Genomic DNA, 16,571 nt, shown 5'->3' on the forward strand with positions numbered 1-16,571 from the left:
CACCAGCCGAACAAACTAAGGTCATCGCCAAGGTGTACGGAAGAACAAACGAAAGAGCCGGCGTGACCCGAAGGTCACGCCGGCTCCGACAAATGCCGTGAACTACGTCCAAGCGAGCAGCGTCGCCTCGGGATCGTTGAGGAACGCACCCACATCGCGGAGGTACTTCGCGCCGAGCTCACCGTCGATGATCCGGTGGTCGAACGACATCGCGAGCTGGGTGACCTGGCGAATCTTGATCTCGCCCTCGTGCACCCACGGCGTATCGCGCACCGCACCGAACGCGACGATCGCCGACTCGCCGGGCGGCAGGATCGGCGTGCCCGCGTCGACGCCGAAGACACCGACGTTGGTGATCGTGAGCGTGCCACCGGACATGTCGGCCGGCGGCGTCTTGCCCGACTTCGCGGTCTGCACCAATGCGGTCATCGCGTCGGCGAGCTCGCGCAGCGTCAACCGGCCGGCGTCCTTGATGTTGGGGACGATCAGCCCACGCTCGGTCGCCGCCGCGATGCCCAGGTTGACGTAGTCCTTGACGATGATCTCGTCGCCGGCCCACGTCGAGTTGACCATCGGGTGCCGCTTGGCCGCCAGCAGGATGGCCTTCGCCACGAGGAGCAGCGGGGAGATCCGCACCTCGCGCCATTCCGGCATGGCCCGCAACCGGTCGATCGCCTGCATCGTGCGAGTCATGTCGACCGTGAGGAACACCGTCACGTGCGGCGCGGTGAACGCCGACGCCACCATGTTCTCCGCGGTCAGCTTGCGCACGCCCTTGACGGGGATCCGCTGCTCGCGCTGGCCTGCCGGAATCGACACCGCCGGTGCGGCCGGCGCGACAGCGCCGCCGTTCCGCCCCGCCAGCACGTCGTCGCGGGTGATCGAGCCCTGCGGTCCCGAGCCGACCAGCGTGCCCAGGTCGACACCCAGGTCCTTGGCCAGCTTGCGGACCGGCGGCTTGGCCAGCGCGGCCTGGCCGCGTCCTCCGGCGCCGGGGGCGGACGCCGGAACCTCGACCGGCGCAGCCGGCGCGGGCACCACGGGAGCGGGAGCGGGTGCGGATGCGACAACAGGAGCCGGAGCGGCCGCGACCGGCGCACCGTCGCCCTTACGGGGCCGCCGCTTGGCAGCCGCCGTCTTGGGCCCGTAGCCGACCAGCACCGCCGTGCGCCCACCGGGCGCCGGACCACCGATCAGGCCGGGCTCGACAGCACCCTCGGCCGGCGCCACCTCGACCGCGGCCAGCGAGGCCGGCGACGGAGTGGGAGAGTCGCCCGCGGACGGGTCGGTGTCGATCGCGACGATCGCCGCACCCACCTCGACGGTCGTACCCTCGGGGTGGTGGATCTCGACGACCTTGCCGGCCCACTTCGCCGGGATCTCGACGGCGGCCTTGGCCGTCTCCACCTCGACGAGCGGCTGGTTGAGCTCGATCTCCTCACCGACCTGGACGAGCCACTTGAGGATCTCGCCCTCGGTCAGCCCCTCACCGAGGTCGGGCAGGTTGAACACTTTGATCCGGGACATCGCGGTCACCAACCGAACGATCGGTCGACGGCGTCGAGCACGCGGTCGAGATCGGGCAGGTATTCCTCTTCGACCCTAGCCGCGGGGTACGGAGTGTCGAAGCCGGTCACCCGCAGCACGGGGGACTCCAGGGAGTAGAAGCACTCCTCGGTGATCCGGGCGGCGAGCTCCGCGCCGAGGCCCACGTTGCTGGGCGCCTCGTGGACGACCACGCAACGACCGGTGCGGCGGACCGACTCGTAGGCCGGGCCGAGGTCGAGCGGCGAGAGCGAACGCAGGTCGATCACCTCGAGCGAGCGCCCGTCCTCCTCCGCGGCGGCAGCCGCGTCGAGGGCGGTGCGCACCATCGGCCCGTACGCCAGCACCGTCACGTCGTTGCCGGGGCGGACCGTGCGGGACGCGTGCAGCGGGTGGGCCGACGCCGGGTCCAGGTCGAGATCGACGTCGCCCTTCTCCCAGTAGCGCCGCTTGGGCTCCAGGAAGACGATCGGGTCGTCGGACTCGACCGCCTGCTGGATCATGAAGTAGGCGTCTTCCGGGTTCGAGCAGGCGACGACCTTGAGGCCGGCGGTGTGCGCGAAGTAGGCCTCGGGCGACTCCGAGTGGTGCTCGACCGCGCCGATGCCGCCACCGAACGGGATGCGGATGACGATCGGCAGCCGCACCTTGCCCTGCGAGCGGTAGTGCATCTTCGCCACCTGCGACACGATCTGGTCGTACGCGGGGTAGACGAACCCGTCGAACTGGATCTCGCAGATCGGGCGGTAGCCGCGAATGGCGAGACCGATGGCGGTGCCGATGATGCCGGACTCGGCCAGCGGGGTGTCGATCACCCGATCGTCACCGAAGTCCTTCTGGAGGCCGTCGGTGATCCGGAAGACGCCGCCGAGCTTGCCGACGTCCTCACCCATGATGATGACCTTCGGGTCGCGCTCGAGCGCACGGCGCAGGCCGGTGTTGAGGGCTTTGCCCAGAGTCAGCTTCTCGGCCATCAGTGTGCGCTCCCCTCGAACGACGCCTGGTACTCGTTGAACCCCGCGCGCTGCTTGTCGACCAGCGGCGAGCCGTGGGCGTAGACGTTGTCGAAGATCGTCGTCGGCTGCGGGTCGGGCATCTCGAGCACCCGCTCGCGCAGGTGCACGGCCTCGCGCTTGGCCTGCTCGTCGACCTCGGTGAAGAACGCCGCGTCGGCGATCTGCTGCTTCTCGAGGAACGCGCGTACCCGCAGGATCGGGTCCTTGGCCTGCCAGGCCTCGACCTCGCTGGCGATCCGGTAGCGGGTCGGGTCGTCGGAGGTGGTGTGCGCGCCCATCCGGTACGTGTAGGCCTCGATCAACGTCGGGCCCTGACCGAGCCGGGCGTGGTCGAGCGCCGCGCGGGTGACCGCGTACGACGCGAGCACGTCGTTGCCGTCGACCCGGATGCCCGGGAAGCCGAAACCAGCGGCACGCCGGTAGAGGGGGATGCGGGTCTGCCGCTCGAGAGGCTCGGAGATCGCGTACTGGTTGTTCTGGCAGAAGAAGACCAGCGGGGCGTTGAACACGCCGGCCCAGATGAACGCCTCGTTGACGTCACCCTGGCTGGTCGCGCCGTCGCCGAAATAGGCGATAACCGCCTCGCCGTCATCGGTGCCGGTCTTGCCGTCCATGGTCACGCCCATGGCGTACCCGGTCGCGTGCAGGGTCTGCGCCCCGATGACGATCGTGTACATGTTGAATTTGAACTCGTTGGGATCCCAACCGCCCTGGTCGACGCCGCGGAACAGACCCAGCGGCATGATCGGGTCGATACCGCGGCAATAGAGCACACCGTGCTCGCGGTAGGTCGGGAACGCCATGTCCTGGGTCCGCAGCGCGCGGCCGGAGCCGACCTGAGCGGCCTCCTGGCCCAGCAAGCTGGCCCAGATGCCCAGCTCGCCCTGTCGCTGGAGGGCGGTGGCCTCGGCATCCAGCTTCCGGACGATCACCAGATCGCGGTAGAGACCGCGGTATTCGTCGTCGGTGAAGTCGGCGCGGTAGACCGTGCCGTCGGATCCGGTCACCGACTCGATCCGCTCACCTTCGGGGGTGAGCAACTGGACAAGCTCCCCGTCAGGGGGCGAGCCTCCCTTGGCCATCCGTGTCTCCCTGTCTGTGGTGCGGTGCCGGGGGTTTCCCGACGCGCAGCTTGTTGCCTGTCGGGCATCGCCGACGGGCCCTACCTCACCGCGCCTGACCCGGTGGGGCCGCCGCGCGGTTGGGAGCCGACATCGCGTTCCGCGCCCGCCGCAGGGATGTGCTTGAGGCCACGGCCACGTTGCCGTCCTACCCATCCTCGCATTGCCGGGGGCGGTCCCACAGCTTGGTTGACACTCTCCATGATCGACCCTGCCTGGTCCATGCATGGTGAAAGTTGGCACATGGACACGCTGTAGATGACTGGCAAACCGAGCGTAACTGCGCAACCCTGATGGGCGGACGCGATGACCGAATAGGACTGTTTACCCCGGTTAATCCGGCCAGGGTGGGCCTCCGCCGCGTTCGGCGACTCAGCAACAGACGAGGAGTTCGGCCATGCCGGTGAAGGCCCCTTGGCCGCCACCCGGTGGCCGACATCGCGCGACCGGGCTCACCGGCCCGACCAGGCGATACGCCCTCATCGTGCTGGTGCTGGCGGTGACCTCGTCCCTGCCGATCCTGGCCGCCATCGGCCCCGGCGCCGGCTCGGTGGGTGAGGCCCTCGCCGGCGACGACCTCGGCGACACGACCCCGTTCATCCCGCCACCGTCGCCCGGCCCGGTGGTGGTGATCCCGATCCGCCCGGGGCTGCCCGAGCGCCCGCCCCCGGCGCTGGCCACGCTGCCCGCACCGGCCGGCGCGGCCCCACCGCCCCGTCGACCGACGCGACAGACCAGCGCGAAGCCGGCGGCACCGGCCCGGCGCACGGAGTCCGCCCACCGGCGGGCAACGCCGAAGCAGCACCGCCCCCGGGCAGACCACCGCCCTCGGGTCGACCACCGCCAGCACCGTCCGCGCGTCGAGCCGAAGCCACCGCTGGCCCCGCGCCGGCAGCCAAGGGTCGTCCGCAAGTACAAGCTCTGGGACCGGCCGCCGGCGTCGCTAGTCCGCCCGTGCCGTCAGCCGCGTTGGCAGCCGCCCGGCACCGGCCGGGCGTTCAAGCCGCCGGGCGTGCCCCGGTTCCGCGGGCGCTGACCTCAGCCTCGCGCGGTGTGGGTCTCCAGCAGTGGGGCGGTGCCGGGACCGCACTCGTCCCACTCTCCCGCGTAGGCGTGCGCCGCGACGCCACTGGTGCGCAGGTCGCCGGCGCTCGCCGGGTCGAAAAGCTCCGAGGCCTCTGACACCGACGGGTTGTGCCCAATGATCATGACGGTGTTGACCACGTCGTCGACGCCCTGGATCAGGTCGATCAGGTCGGTCCCCTCACCGTCGTAGACCTCGTCCCGGTAGTCGACCTCGGGCGCTGGCGCCTGTTCGCCGGCCGCGTCGGCCAAGCCGAGGGCGATGCCGTGCCAGGTCTGCCGGGTGCGCTTCGACGGTGAACAGATCACCAGGTCGGGCCGGTAGTCGCGGTGGGCCAGCCAGGCACCGATCGCGCCCGCGTCGGCGTGGCCGCGGGCGGTGAGCGGGCGGTCGACGTCACCAACCCCCTCGGGCCGGTCGGCCTTCGCATGCCGCACCAGCAGGATCCTGCGCTCGCTCATGGCGCCAAGCTTGCCTGATTGGCGCTCCATCCACATGGGTAAGACGGACTGTGCCCGCCCGCTCTAGGCACCATGAAGGAGGCGACCGCAGTGGGTATCGGTGGCAGCATCTTCCTAATCGCCGTCGGCGCGATCTTCACGTTCGCGCTGGACGTGAACGTAGGCTGGCTCGACCTTGACGTGGTCGGCTGGGTGCTCATGCTCGCCGGCGTCGTCGGCCTGGTCCTGACCATGTGGCTGTGGCAGAGCCGCAAGCGGACCACCGTCGTACGCGACACCAGGGCCGTCCCCCCGACGGCTCCGCTCCCGCCGGCGCAGGGTCGCGTCGAGGAGTACCACGAGGTGCGTCGCGACGACCGCACGTACTGACCAACGATCGATCTTGTGGCCCCTCACCCCGTGGGGGGCCACAACCATGTTCAGGCGAAGAGCGCCAGGTAGATCGCCACGTGGTGGCAGATGGCCGCGATCAGCGTGCAGGCGTGGAAGAACTCGTGGTGCCCGAACACCGTCGGCCACGGGTTCGGCCGCCGCAGGGCGTAGAACACCGCGCCGACCGTGTACGCCACGCCGCCGGCGAGCAGCAGCAGGAGGCACGCCAATCCGCCGTTCCGGACGATGTCGGGCAGGATCGCCAGGGCGACCCAACCGAGCGCGAGATAGAGCGGCGCGGACAGCCACCTCGAGCCGTGCGGCTTCAGGAGCTTGAGCGTCACCCCGCCGATCGCGCCGGCCCAGACGATGCTCAGGATGATCGTCGCCGTGCGGGTCGGCAGCAGCAGCACGGCGAACGGGGTGTACGTGCCGGCGATGAAGATGAAGATCATGGAGTGATCGAGCCGGCGCATGACCTGATAGCCGCGCTCGGACCAGACCCGGCGGTGGTACAACGCGCTGGTGCCGAACAGCGCACACACGGTGACGCTGTAGACGACGCAGCTCACCAGCGGCGACCAGCCGGGCCGGGTGGCGGCGATCGAGCACAGCACGATGCCGGCCACGACGGCGACGAAGAAGGCGTACGCGTGCAGCCAACCGCGCATGCGCGGCTTGCCGAGATCAGATGGCCGCAGCCGGGACCGGGTGGTCGACGTCGTCACTGGATCAGGCTACCGACCTGCGCTGACAGGAGTCTGGAAGTCCGCGCGACCGCCTCTGTGAAGAGTCCCACGAGATGTCGACAATGGAGCCGTGCACATTCGCTCGGTCGGCGCGGCGGCCCTCCTCATCGAATGCCCGGCGGACGAGGTGGAGGCGTGGCGATCCGAGCTCTGGCGGCGCCGTTCGGCCGGTGAGCTCGCCGTCGCCGAGATCGTGCCGGGGGCGTGCACGGTGCTGCTCGACGGCCTCGCCACACCCGACGCCGGCCTGATCGCCGGCTGGGCGCCGCCGCCGCCCGCCGGCACCACGCCCGGCGACCTCGTCGCGATTCCCACCGTGTACGACGGCCCGGACCTCGCCGCAGTCGCCGCGCTGTGGTCGATGCCGATACCCATGGTGATCGACCGATTGACGGAAACGGAGTTCCGCGTGGCGTTCTGCGGCTTCGCTCCGGGTTTCGGCTATCTGACCGGGCTGCCGCCCGAGCTGGCCGTGCCCCGGCTCGCCACGCCCCGCACCTCGGTGCCGGCCGGTTCGGTCGGGCTCGCGGGACCGTACGCGGGCATCTATCCGACCTCCTCCCCCGGCGGCTGGCAGCTCGTCGGCCGCACCGAGGTCACCCTGTTCGACGTCGACCGGGACCCGCCCGCGCTGCTCGCGCCCGGCACCACGGTCCGGCTGGTGCGGGCATGACGGCGGTGTTGGAGGTGGTCCGGGCGGGCGCGTTGACCACCGTGCAGGATCTCGGCCGCCCCGGGTACGCGCATCTCGGCGTCCCGCGCTCCGGCGCACTGGACGCGCCCGCGCTGCGCCGGGCCAATGCCCTCGCCGGCAACGACCCGGGCGCCGCGGGACTGGAGACCACGCTGACCGGGTGCGCGTTCCGGCTGCCCTCGGGCGGCGTCATCGCCGTGACCGGTGCGACGGCCCTTGTACGCGTCGACGGCGTCCCGGCCGACCCGTCCGCGCCGGTCCCAGTGCCGGCCGGCGGCCTGGTCGACGTAGGCCGGGCGACCGTCGGGGTGCGGTCGTACGTCGCGGTGGCCGGCGGCCTGGCGGTGCCGCCGGTGCTCGGCAGCCGGGCGACCGACACGCTCTCCGGGCTCGGCCCGGCCCGGGTGCGCGACGGCGACCGACTTCCGCTCGGGCCGGTGGTGTCGGATCCGGGCACGGCCGCTCCCCCGGCGGCGCTGGGCGGGTCTGTCCGGCTGCCCGTCCGGCTCGGGCCGCGAGACGGCTGGTTCACCACGGCGGCCGTGGAGACGCTGCTGACCACCGCGTACACGGTGAGCCCGCACAGCAACCGGGTCGGCGCGCGGCTGGCCGGCGCGGCCCTGACCCGCGCGGACGCCCGCGAGTTGCCGAGTGAGGGCGTGGTGCTCGGCGCGGTCCAGGTCCCGGCCGACGGGCAGCCGCTGGTCTTCCTGGCCGACCACCCCACGACCGGCGGATATCCGGTGATCGCGGTCGTGACCGACGTAACCGCCCTGGCCCAGGCCCGTCCGGGCAGTACCGTCAGATTTCATGGACCTGAACGCTGACCTGGCCGAGGGCTTCGGCATCTGGCGGCTCGGCGACGACGACGCGCTGCTCGACGTGATCACGTCGGCCAACGTCGCGTGCGGCTTCCACGGCGGTGACTCGAGCACCATGCGGCGGGTCTGCGCGACGGCGGCGGCCCGGGGTGTCGCGGTCGGCGCCCAGGTCGGGTATCGCGACCTGGCCGGCTTCGGCCGGCGCCGGATCGACTACACGTTCGACGACCTGCGCGACGACGTCATCTATCAGATCGGCGCGCTCGACGGCTTCTGCCGGGTGGCCGGCAAGTCGGTCCGCTACGTCAAGCCGCACGGCGCCCTCTACAACGTCGCCTCCGTCGACGAGGTGCAGGCGGCGGCGGTGGTCGCGGCGGTACGCGACTACGACCGCGCGCTGCCGTTGCTCTGCTCGCCGGGTTCCACGCTGGCCGAGCTCGCGGTCGGCGCCGGGCTCAACGTGGTCGCCGAGGGCTTCGCCGACCGGGCGTACGAGCCGGACGGCAGCCTGGTCCCCCGGTCCAAGCCGGGCGCGGTGATCGCCGACCCGGACGCGGTGGTGGAGCGCGCACTCCGGCTCGCCCGTGAAGGCACGGTGGTGGCGATTGACGGCTCGGTCATCCCGCTCCGGGTCGCCTCGATCTGCCTGCACGGCGACACGCCTGGCGCGGCCGAGCTCGCCCGCCGGATCCGCGACGCCTTGACCGGCGCCGGGACCCCCCTCAAGCCGTTCGCGGCTTAGCCATGATCCAGACCGCGTAGCACGAGGGCCACTCGCTGGGTGCCGTCGGCGCTGACCTTGATCGGGACGCCCCAGTCCTGGCGGGTCAGGTGGCAGGCGGCGTGCTCGGCCTCGGCGTCGCAGGTCGCGGCCTGGGCTACCACCTGCAGCACCCCGCCCTCGATGTCACCGGCGATGACCAGCGTGCGGCGCAGGTCGGTGGTCGCGCCCGCACCCTCGACCAGCAGCTCCGGCGGCGACGCGGAGACGGTCAGCCGGGTCGACGGACCGAACTGCTCGTCGAGCTTCTGGCCCGGCGCCGGTGTGAAGATCACGTCGAGCGTGACCTCGCCCGCGGCGACCGTCGTCGGCGTGCGCTCGGTCCGGTGCCGGGTGCCGGGTGCCGTCGACCCGCCGGTCGCGGCGAGCGCACCCGGAGCGAGTGCGGTCAGCCGGTGCGCGGCCGACTCGACGACCAGCACGTCGCCGGTGCTCGTGACGACGATGCCGCTCGGTTCCGCCAGCCCCTCGGCCACGGTCGACACGGTGTCGCTGTCCGGATCGAAGCGCCGGACCGCCCCGTTGTACGTGTCGGCGACCAGCACCGACCCGTCGGCCAGCGCGCACACGCCCAGGGGGTGCTGGAACAGCGCCTGGTCGGCCGGCCCGTCCATGTGCCCGAAATCGAACAGCCCCTGCCCGGCCGCGGTGTGCAGGACGTTGGCCTCGACGTAGCGCAGGGCGCTGGTCTCGCTGTCGGCGATCCAGAGCCGGGCGCCGTCGGCGGAGGTCGACAGCCCCGAGGGCTGCGCCATCCAGACGTCGGGCAGCGGCCCGTCACGCAGCGCCTCGACGGTGGTGCCGGCGTAGACGCCGGTGGTGCGCTTGCCCGGGTCGTACCACCAGAGCTGGTGAATGCCGGCCATCGCGATGATCAACTGGTCGTCGAACCAGGCGACGTCCCAGGGCGACGACAGGTCGCTGGCCAGCGCGTCGTGCGCGTGGTCGTCGACGGTCGACCGCCACTGCCGGCCGGTGCCGGCGATGGTCACGACGTCGCCGCTGGCCAGCTTGAGCCCGCGCAGCAGGTGGTTGGCGGTGTCGGCGACCACGACTTCGTAGCCGGCGGCCTCGGCGATCTCCGGCGGCAGCAGGCAGAGCCCCTGCGGCTCGGCGAACTCGGCCGTCTCCGGCCCGCCGTCGTTTCGCCCGCGCGTGCCGGCTCCGATCCGCCGGACGACGGTCTCGCCGTCGGGCTCGAGCTCGACGATCGAGTGCCGGGCCGAGTCAGAGACGAGCAGGTTCCCGCTGGGCAGCACGAGCGCCTTGCCCGGGAACCGAAGCGTGGTGGTGGGCGCCTCGGGCGCGACGTACGGCCCGTCGCCGCGATGCAGCGTCCCCTTGGCCTCGTGGGTGGCGACCAGCTCGTCGATCAGCCGCCCGAGCCCTTCGGCGTGCCCTTCACCGGCCATGTTCGCGACGACGTAACCCTCGGGGTCGACCACGGTCAAGGTCGGCCACGCCTTCGCCGCGTACTGGTCCCAGGTGATCAACTCCGGGTCGTCGAGCACGGGGTGATCGACCTCGTACCGCTCGACCGCGTCCCGCAGGGGCTCGGGGTCACGCTCGTGCTCGAACTTCGGGGAATGAACACCGATCACGACGAGCACGTCGCCGTACTTCTCCTCGAGCGGCCGAAGCTCGTCGAGCACGTGCAGACAGTTGATGCAGCAGAAGGTCCAAAAATCGAGCAGGACGATCTTGCCCCGCAGATCAGCGATCGACAGGTCCTGGCCACCGGTGTTGAGCCAACCACGGCCTTTGAGCTGCGGCGCCCGTACGCGAGGAGTCACCGGTCAATCCTGCCTGACGCACGAACGGCGCGCCCCAGCACGGGTCGCGCCGTTCGTCGTGCGGGTGGTTAGAAGGCCTCCTCCGGGAGGTCCATCAGGTCCAGGGTGGTGCCTTCGATGATGCGGCGGTCGGCGCCCAGGCGGGGCAGGACCTCGCGGGCGAAGAACCGGGCCGCGGCGACCTTGCCCGTGTAGAAGGCGTCCGGGCCCTCGGCCAGCTTCCGCAGAGCGACGTCGGCCTGGCGCTGGAGGAGCCAGCCCACGATCAGGTCGCCGACGGCGAGCAGGAAGCGCCGGCTCGCCAGCCCGACCTTATAGATCGCGCGCGGGTCCGTCGCGGCCTCGCCCAGCCAGCCGGTCATGACGCCGAGCATCGTCTGGGTCTCGACCAGGGCCTTGCCCAGGGCGAGTCGCTCTTCCTTGAGTTGGCCGTTGCCGCCCTCGGACTCGATGAACTGCTGGATCTCGCCGGCCACGGCCATCAGCGCGCGGCCCTGGTCCTTCACGATCTTGCGGAAGACCAGGTCGAGGCTCTGGATCGCGGTCGTGCCCTCGTACAGCGTGTCGATCTTCGCGTCGCGGACGTACTGCTCTAGCGGGTAGTCCTGCAGGAAGCCCGAGCCGCCGAAGATCTGGAGGGCCTCCGAGCCGAGCATTTCGTACGCGCGCTCCGAGCCGAGGCCCTTGACGATCGGCAGCAGGAAGTCGTTGACCTTCTTGGCCAGCTTCTCACCGAAAGCGTCGCCGGTGTGCGCGGCCAGTTTGATCTTGTCCTGCCACGACGCGGTGTACACAACCAGGGCGCGCATGCCCTCGGCGTACGACTTCTGGAGCATCAGCGACCGGCGTACGTCCGGGTGGTGCGTGATGGTCACCCGCGGCGCGTTGCGGTCGCCCTGCTGCAAGAGGTCAGCGCCCTGCACCCGCTCCTTCGCGTAGTCGCGCGCGTTCAGGTAGCCGGTGGACAGCGTGGCGATGGCCTTGGTGCCGACCATCATCCGGGCGTACTCGATGATCAGGAACATCTGCCGGATGCCCTCGTGGACGTCGCCCATCAGCCAGCCCTTGGCCGGGACGCCGTGCTCTCCGAAGGTCAGCTCGCAGGTGTTGGAGACCTTGATGCCCATCTTGTGCTCGACGTTCGTGGCGAAGACGCCGTTGCGCTCGCCGAGCGCGCCGGTCTCCTCGTCGAAGTGGAACTTCGGCACGATGAACAGCGACAGGCCCTTGGTGCCGGGGCCGCCGACGCCCTCGACGCCGACCGGGCGGGCCAGCACGTAGTGGACGATGTTCTCGCTCAGGTCGTGCTCGCCCGAGGTGATGAAGCGCTTGACGCCCTCGAGGTGCCACGAGCCGTCAGGCTGCGGAATAGCCCGGGTGCGACCGGCGCCGACGTCGGAGCCGGCGTCGGGCTCGGTGAGCACCATGGTCGACGCCCAGCCCTTGTCGATGAACAGCTCGGCCCACTTCTTCTGCCGCTCCGTGCCCTCGCGGTGCAGCGTCGTGGCGAACGACGGGCCGGACGCGTACATCCAGATCGGAGCGTTGGAGCCCAGGATCAGCTCGGCGAGCGACCACCACAGGGCGCGCGGCGCCGAGGTGCCGCCGAGCTCCGTCGGCAGGTCCAGGCGCCAGAACTCGGCATCCATGAAGGTGTGGTACGAGCGCTTGAAGGCCTCGGGCAGCGGCGCGGTGTGCGTCGCGGGGTCGAAGACCGGCGGGTTGCGGTCGCTGTCGGCGTAGCTGGCGGCGAGGTCTTCGCGGGCGAAGCGGTCGAGCTCGGCCAGCATGGTGCGGGCGGTGTCGACGTCGACCTCGCCGAAAGGCTCCTGGCCGAGGACCCGGTCGGTGCCGAACACCTCGAAGAGGTTGAACTCGATGTCGCGCACGTTGCTCTTGTAGTGCGTCATGTGCCTCGGTTCCCCGATCCCAGCGGCGTTGGTTACCCGTCAGTAACACAGGTTATTACCTGCGAGTAGCCCTCACAAAGAGCCCCAACCGGTGACCGGCGCCACAGTACGTCGATAGGGGCGCCCCTTTTGAACCCGTTTATCGGCTTATGGGGGTCAATATTGGGTGGAGTCAAGTCGGCGCGCCGACAGTCGCGTCACCGTTACTGGCCAGGGGTCGTTTTGGTAGTTACCCGCCGCAATCCGACGGCGCAGTTTCGCAGGAGGTCCCCGATGACTCTCGCCCATCTCGCTGCCCTGCTGCTCAACCCGCGCGCCGGCTATGTCGGCCGGCACCGCGCGCCCGAAGCCGAACGGATCGTCGCCGCGGCGGCGGTGCCACAGTTGGCGGCCGCCAAGGTGCCCTGAAGGTTACTCGCTACCAACTTCCCAGCTAGGGATGCTGGCAGTGGTGACGGGACGCTGCCCGGCGTACTCCATCAGGACGACAGCGATGTCGTCGTCGAGCCGCCCGTGCACCCACTCGACCAGCGCCGTCTCGAGTGAGGCCAGACCGTCGCCGACCGTGCCGTGGCCGAGCAGCCGCCACGCGCGGTCGGCGATCGGGAAGAACTCGCCCTCCCGGCGCGCCTCGCCCAGACCGTCGGTGAACAGCAACAGCCGGTCGCCGGGCTCGAGTCGCTCGACCCGCGGGCGGACCACCGGCATGAAGCCCAGCGGCGGCGCCGGTGCCGGCGGCTCCAGCGGGATCACCTCGCCCCGGCGGAGCAGCAGCGGCGCCGGGTGCCCACAGTTGACGATCGTCAGCGTGCCGCCGCGCTCCTCGACCAGCGCGGCCGTCACGAAGTCCTCGTCGCCTACGCTGCGCGCCACGGCCCGGTCCAGATCGGCCACGATCGCGCGCAGGTCGGCCCGCTCGTAGGCGACGTGCCGGTAGGAGCCGAGCACGATGCTCGCGGTGCGGACGGCGTCGAGGCCCTTTCCACGTACGTCGCCGATGATGACCCGCACGCCGTACGGCGTATCCAGGCACTCGTAGAGGTCTCCGCCGATCTCGGCGGTCGCGGTGGCGGAGATGTAGCGGCCGGCCACCGAGAGCGAGCCCATCTGGGGGACGATCGGACGGAGCACCGCCTGCTGTGCCACCTGGGCCAGTTTGGACAGTTCCGCGATCTTCGTCGCCTGGCGCTCCCGGATCACCGCCACGACCGCCGCGATCGCGGTGGCCAGCGCGACGCCGACGACGTTGACGCCGGTCGCGAGCGACACGCCACGGGCGGCCAGAGCGAACGCGATGCCGACCACTGTGGCGAGTACGCCGACCGCCAGCACCATTCGCCAGGATGCGAACGCCGCGGCCAGGAAGGGTGCGGTCGCCACCAGGCCGACGTAGTTGGCACCGTTGCCGTCGGCGATCTCCACCGCCGACACGATCACGAGCAGCACAAGGGCCGCGCCGAGGCCGGCGCGGGAACCAGGGCTGAGCGGGCGGCGGCCCGCCGGGGCGAACTGCATGGGTACGCGGAACAGCATGCCTGATGGACGTGCGGGACAGAACGAAGTTGGCCCCTCGGCCATCCGGTTCTGACCAACCCGGTCGGTTTCCTCAGTTGTCGAGGATGTCGTACTTGACGGTCAACTCGCCCTGACTCAGGCTCGCGATCGCCGCGAACGCCGCCCGGGACAGGTCGATGCAGCGCCCGGAGACGAACGGACCACGGTCGTTGATCCGTACCACTACCGATTTGCCGTTGCTCGGGTTCGTCACCCGTACGCGCGTGTTGAACGGCAGGGTCTTGTGCGCGGCGGTCAGCGCATCGGGGTTGAACGCCTCGCCGTTGGCGGTCGTCTGCCCCTCGTCGTAGTAGGACGCGCCGCAGGTGCCGCTGCTGACCACGGAGCCGCCGGTAGCGGGCTTGCTGGTGGTGGTCTTCTCGGGCGTGGGCTTCTTCGAGCTCGGTGGGCGGACGCTGCCCCGCGAGGTGTGCTCGGGCGACCGGGTCGTCTTCGGTTTCGGAGTCGTCGTGGGCGTCGGCGTGACGGCCGCTACTGTGGGTGACGGCGTCTCCGCGCTTGGTGCAACTTCCGTCGATTGTGGGACTTCGATCCGGCCGACTGTGGACGCGGACTTCTCCTCGGTCAGCTTGAGAGCGCCGAAAGCGCCGCTGACCAGCAACGCCAGCACGACGACCGCGGTCGCCACAGGCCCGAACAGCGAGGCTGCGGCCGGCTGCCTGGTATGCCTACCCGCCACGATCTCGGGCTCCTTCCGCCGGGGGTGAACCGTTGCGGACCGTACCGAGAGTGGTACGTCGGATGTCAACGTGATCATTGGCTTTCGCCCGACTATGGACCGAAACGTTCAACCGATCGACTGACCCTGCGGTGGGCCGCGCGTGCCGATGTGCAGGATGGTCACGTGGCCACCTCTCCGCCGTTGCGGGACGACCCGTTGCGCCTCGCCCTCGCCGAGGCGTTCCACTGGTTCGACCCCGGCGCACACAGCGACCACCTCGTCAGCGATGTGTCCGGTTGGTGGCATTCGCCGGAGCTATTGGCGTCGGTCGGGCCGGCACTGGCCGACCTGTTCGCCGACGAGGCACCGACCCTGGTCGTCTCGCCCGAGGTCACGGGCTTCCTGGTCGGCCCCCTGGTGGCGGTCGCGCTGGGGGTCGGCTTCGCACCGGCGGTCAAGGACGGCGGCGACCGGCGCCTGGTCGACCGGGTGACCTGGGCTCGCACGCCACCCGACTACAGGGGCCGCGAACTGCGGTTGGGCGTACGGGACCGGCAGATCCGCGCCAACGACCGCGTGCTGGTGGTGGACGACTGGGTGGCCACCGGCGCGCAGGTGCAGGCCCTCTACGACGTGGTCGCCCGGCGGGGTGGGACGGCGGTCGGGTGCGCGGCGATCGTGAACGCCGGCCCGCCGCCGCTGGCCGCGGACCTGCGGCTGCGATCGCTGTTGACGGTGGCGGACCTCAGCTAGCTCGTTGTCTCTCCGGGTGATGCGAACCAGGCCGCGGTGTCGCCGGCCAGGGCGCGTTCGAGCCGCAACGTGGCGACCTCGTCCAGCGGCGGGTGGTCGTCGACGGGGAACCAGCCGACCTCCAGCGACTCGTCGTCGTTGACCGTCGCGCTCGCCGTCAACGGCCGGCAGGCGAAGGTGACGTTGAGGTACTGGCAGACGTCGCCGTTGGGATAGGTCACCACCGGGCCGACGGTCACCGAGGTGATCCGCTCAGGCTCGACGCGCACACCGGTCTCCTCGAAGACCTCCCGCACGATCGCGGCGGCTGGCTCCTCGCCCGGTTCCGGGATCCCGGAGATCAGCGACCAACGCCCGGTGTCGGCCCTGCGACCCAGCAGGATCTCGCCGGCCGCGTTCTGGACCACGGCGCTGACGCCCGGCAGCCAGAGCGGGGTGTGCCCGATGTGGACCCGGATGTCGGTTATGAAGCTCGGAGTCGCCACGGCACCACCCTAAACACGGGTTGGTGCAGCTAGAGCCAGCTACCACCCCGAGGGATCACTGACGGGTATAGCGCTATCTGCCATATTGCAGATTGGGGCCTACCGGAGAGCTAGGTATCCCAGGTGCAATAGACGTAGCGAGAACCCGGGAGGAGGTCCAGATGCCCACCTACTATCCCGGTCCGGACGTGAAGATCACCGATAAGGCCTTCACCGTCCTGGGCGATCGGCCGAGCCGGTTCCAGATCAAGGACCTGGTCGACCCGTACGTCGTCCGCGGCGATCGGCACCCCGCTGGCGTGGTGACCGGTCGCTTCGCCATCGGCACCGTAGTGATCGGCACCGTGAGCTGGCCGATCCACGACTCCCTGCTGCTGCACGCGGCCATCCTGGTCGCGGTCGCCATCCCCGTGCTGGCGACCGGTGCGTGCCTGCGCGCCGCCCCACGCACCTACCAGCTGTGGGCGGTCCACCGGTCGACGGAAGTCTGCCTCTACAGCACCGCTCATCCGGCACGGTTCGGCCAGGTTCGGCGGGCCCTGGTGCGAGCCGTGGAAGAACAGCATCGCCAACGCGCTACGACGTCGTGGCTGCGCGAGATCGAACGCTGAACTGCCCCGATCGGGCGCCGAGGGTGGACCGGCCCACCCTCGGCGTCTTGGTGCGCCCGAGCGGGCGCACTCGGCGTTGTTGGTGCGCCCACTGCGTTTATTGGTGCGCCCGTTCGGGTGCACTCGGCGTTGCCGGTGT

General features: G+C 70.6%; 18 protein-coding genes. 8 read left to right on the forward strand and 10 right to left on the reverse strand.

Going from position 1 to position 16,571, the window contains the following annotated elements:
* Window positions 1-102 precede the first annotated feature (102 nt).
* From BLV39_RS40830 to pdhA, 3 genes are read right to left on the reverse strand one after another with little or no spacing between them, the layout of a single operon-like run.
* Complete coding sequence (locus BLV39_RS40830; RefSeq protein ID WP_176985346.1) at window positions 103-1,536, reverse strand: dihydrolipoamide acetyltransferase family protein; 1,434 nt, start codon at window positions 1,534-1,536, stop codon at window positions 103-105.
* Window positions 1,533-2,522, reverse strand: a complete 990-nt coding sequence (locus BLV39_RS40835; protein WP_090804608.1) for an alpha-ketoacid dehydrogenase subunit beta — start codon at window positions 2,520-2,522, stop codon at window positions 1,533-1,535. Before BLV39_RS40835 ends, BLV39_RS40830 begins: the two co-directional genes overlap by 4 nt.
* Window positions 2,519-3,643, reverse strand: coding sequence for a pyruvate dehydrogenase (acetyl-transferring) E1 component subunit alpha (gene pdhA, locus BLV39_RS40840; RefSeq protein WP_090804610.1), 1,125 nt, complete (start codon window positions 3,641-3,643; stop codon window positions 2,519-2,521). The genes BLV39_RS40835 and pdhA overlap by 4 nt, the downstream gene beginning before the upstream one ends.
* A gap of 436 nt (window positions 3,644-4,079) precedes the next feature.
* Here pdhA and BLV39_RS40845 point away from each other — a divergent pair, with 436 nt between their 5' ends.
* Window positions 4,080-4,718, forward strand: a complete 639-nt coding sequence (locus tag BLV39_RS40845; protein ID WP_090804612.1) for a hypothetical protein — start codon at window positions 4,080-4,082, stop codon at window positions 4,716-4,718.
* Window positions 4,719-4,720: 2 nt separating this feature from the next.
* Here BLV39_RS40845 and BLV39_RS40850 read toward each other — a convergent pair whose 3' ends face one another.
* Entirely contained in the window at window positions 4,721-5,227 is a 507-nt protein-coding gene (locus tag BLV39_RS40850; protein WP_176985347.1) for a SixA phosphatase family protein, read from the reverse strand.
* A gap of 90 nt (window positions 5,228-5,317) precedes the next feature.
* On the opposite strand from BLV39_RS40850, the gene BLV39_RS40855 reads away from it, so the two are divergent.
* Window positions 5,318-5,596, forward strand: coding sequence for a DUF6458 family protein (locus BLV39_RS40855; protein WP_090804615.1), 279 nt, complete (start codon window positions 5,318-5,320; stop codon window positions 5,594-5,596).
* Between the two features lie 50 nt (window positions 5,597-5,646).
* Here BLV39_RS40855 and trhA read toward each other — a convergent pair whose 3' ends face one another.
* Complete coding sequence (gene trhA, locus BLV39_RS40860; RefSeq protein ID WP_090804718.1) at window positions 5,647-6,270, reverse strand: PAQR family membrane homeostasis protein TrhA; 624 nt, start codon at window positions 6,268-6,270, stop codon at window positions 5,647-5,649.
* 148 nt (window positions 6,271-6,418) lie between these two features.
* Between trhA and BLV39_RS40865 the strand changes: the two genes are divergently transcribed.
* From BLV39_RS40865 to BLV39_RS40875, 3 genes are read left to right on the forward strand one after another with little or no spacing between them, the layout of a single operon-like run.
* Window positions 6,419-7,021 (forward strand): 5-oxoprolinase subunit B family protein, encoded by a 603-nt coding sequence (locus BLV39_RS40865; protein WP_090804616.1) that lies wholly within the window; start codon window positions 6,419-6,421, stop codon window positions 7,019-7,021.
* A complete protein-coding gene (locus BLV39_RS40870; protein ID WP_090804618.1) occupies window positions 7,018-7,869 on the forward strand; it encodes a 5-oxoprolinase subunit C family protein in 852 nt (283 codons plus the stop codon). Before BLV39_RS40865 ends, BLV39_RS40870 begins: the two co-directional genes overlap by 4 nt.
* On the forward strand, window positions 7,853-8,605 hold the full coding sequence (locus BLV39_RS40875) for a LamB/YcsF family protein (RefSeq protein WP_090804620.1): 753 nt from the start codon (window positions 7,853-7,855) through the stop codon (window positions 8,603-8,605). Before BLV39_RS40870 ends, BLV39_RS40875 begins: the two co-directional genes overlap by 17 nt.
* Here BLV39_RS40875 and BLV39_RS40880 read toward each other — a convergent pair.
* Entirely contained in the window at window positions 8,602-10,437 is a 1,836-nt protein-coding gene (locus BLV39_RS40880; protein WP_090804622.1) for an NHL domain-containing thioredoxin family protein, read from the reverse strand. The two genes, BLV39_RS40875 and BLV39_RS40880, sit on opposite strands and share 4 nt — an antisense overlap.
* Before the next feature lie 68 nt (window positions 10,438-10,505).
* Complete coding sequence (locus tag BLV39_RS40885; RefSeq protein WP_090804625.1) at window positions 10,506-12,347, reverse strand: acyl-CoA dehydrogenase; 1,842 nt, start codon at window positions 12,345-12,347, stop codon at window positions 10,506-10,508.
* A 273-nt stretch (window positions 12,348-12,620) separates the two neighbouring features.
* Here BLV39_RS40885 and BLV39_RS44950 point away from each other — a divergent pair, with 273 nt between their 5' ends.
* Window positions 12,621-12,755 (forward strand): hypothetical protein, encoded by a 135-nt coding sequence (locus BLV39_RS44950; RefSeq protein ID WP_275414264.1) that lies wholly within the window; start codon window positions 12,621-12,623, stop codon window positions 12,753-12,755.
* A gap of 3 nt (window positions 12,756-12,758) precedes the next feature.
* Here the strand turns inward: BLV39_RS44950 and BLV39_RS40890 are convergent, their stop codons facing one another.
* Window positions 12,759-13,880 carry a PP2C family protein-serine/threonine phosphatase gene (locus tag BLV39_RS40890; protein WP_090804627.1) on the reverse strand — a complete coding sequence of 374 codons (1,122 nt, stop codon included), beginning with the start codon at window positions 13,878-13,880 and terminating at the stop codon, window positions 12,759-12,761.
* 73 nt (window positions 13,881-13,953) lie between these two features.
* Complete coding sequence (locus tag BLV39_RS40895; RefSeq protein ID WP_239083671.1) at window positions 13,954-14,601, reverse strand: septal ring lytic transglycosylase RlpA family protein; 648 nt, start codon at window positions 14,599-14,601, stop codon at window positions 13,954-13,956.
* A gap of 165 nt (window positions 14,602-14,766) precedes the next feature.
* Between BLV39_RS40895 and BLV39_RS40900 the strand changes: the two genes are divergently transcribed.
* Window positions 14,767-15,336, forward strand: a complete 570-nt coding sequence (locus BLV39_RS40900; RefSeq protein ID WP_239083672.1) for a phosphoribosyltransferase family protein — start codon at window positions 14,767-14,769, stop codon at window positions 15,334-15,336.
* Here BLV39_RS40900 and BLV39_RS40905 read toward each other — a convergent pair.
* A complete protein-coding gene (locus tag BLV39_RS40905; protein WP_090804631.1) occupies window positions 15,333-15,821 on the reverse strand; it encodes an NUDIX hydrolase in 489 nt (162 codons plus the stop codon). The genes BLV39_RS40900 and BLV39_RS40905 overlap by 4 nt on opposite strands.
* Window positions 15,822-15,982: 161 nt before the next feature.
* Between BLV39_RS40905 and BLV39_RS40910 the strand changes: the two genes are divergently transcribed.
* Window positions 15,983-16,432 (forward strand): DUF6232 family protein, encoded by a 450-nt coding sequence (locus BLV39_RS40910; RefSeq protein WP_090804633.1) that lies wholly within the window; start codon window positions 15,983-15,985, stop codon window positions 16,430-16,432.
* Window positions 16,433-16,571 lie beyond the last annotated feature (139 nt).

It is taken from the genome of Asanoa ishikariensis (assembly GCF_900107455.1).
GTDB lineage: Bacteria > Actinomycetota > Actinomycetes > Mycobacteriales > Micromonosporaceae > Asanoa > Asanoa ishikariensis.

Bases quoted from the DNA above. Each gene is read 5' to 3' on its own strand.
- BLV39_RS40845 (WP_090804612.1), top strand. From the start codon at position 4,080: ATGCCGGTGAAGGCCCCTTGGCCGCCACCCGGTGGCCGACATCGCGCG.
- BLV39_RS40875 (WP_090804620.1), top strand. From the start codon at position 7,853: ATGGACCTGAACGCTGACCTGGCCGAGGGCTTCGGCATCTGGCGGCTC.
- BLV39_RS40890 (WP_090804627.1), bottom strand. From the start codon at position 13,880: ATGCTGTTCCGCGTACCCATGCAGTTCGCCCCGGCGGGCCGCCGCCCG.
- BLV39_RS40850 (WP_176985347.1), bottom strand. From the start codon at position 5,227: ATGAGCGAGCGCAGGATCCTGCTGGTGCGGCATGCGAAGGCCGACCGG.
- pdhA (WP_090804610.1), bottom strand. From the start codon at position 3,643: ATGGCCAAGGGAGGCTCGCCCCCTGACGGGGAGCTTGTCCAGTTGCTC.
- trhA (WP_090804718.1), bottom strand. From the start codon at position 6,270: ATGCGCGGTTGGCTGCACGCGTACGCCTTCTTCGTCGCCGTCGTGGCC.
- BLV39_RS40870 (WP_090804618.1), top strand. From the start codon at position 7,018: ATGACGGCGGTGTTGGAGGTGGTCCGGGCGGGCGCGTTGACCACCGTG.
- BLV39_RS40910 (WP_090804633.1), top strand. From the start codon at position 15,983: ATGCCCACCTACTATCCCGGTCCGGACGTGAAGATCACCGATAAGGCC.
- BLV39_RS40885 (WP_090804625.1), bottom strand. From the start codon at position 12,347: ATGACGCACTACAAGAGCAACGTGCGCGACATCGAGTTCAACCTCTTC.
- BLV39_RS44950 (WP_275414264.1), top strand. From the start codon at position 12,621: ATGACTCTCGCCCATCTCGCTGCCCTGCTGCTCAACCCGCGCGCCGGC.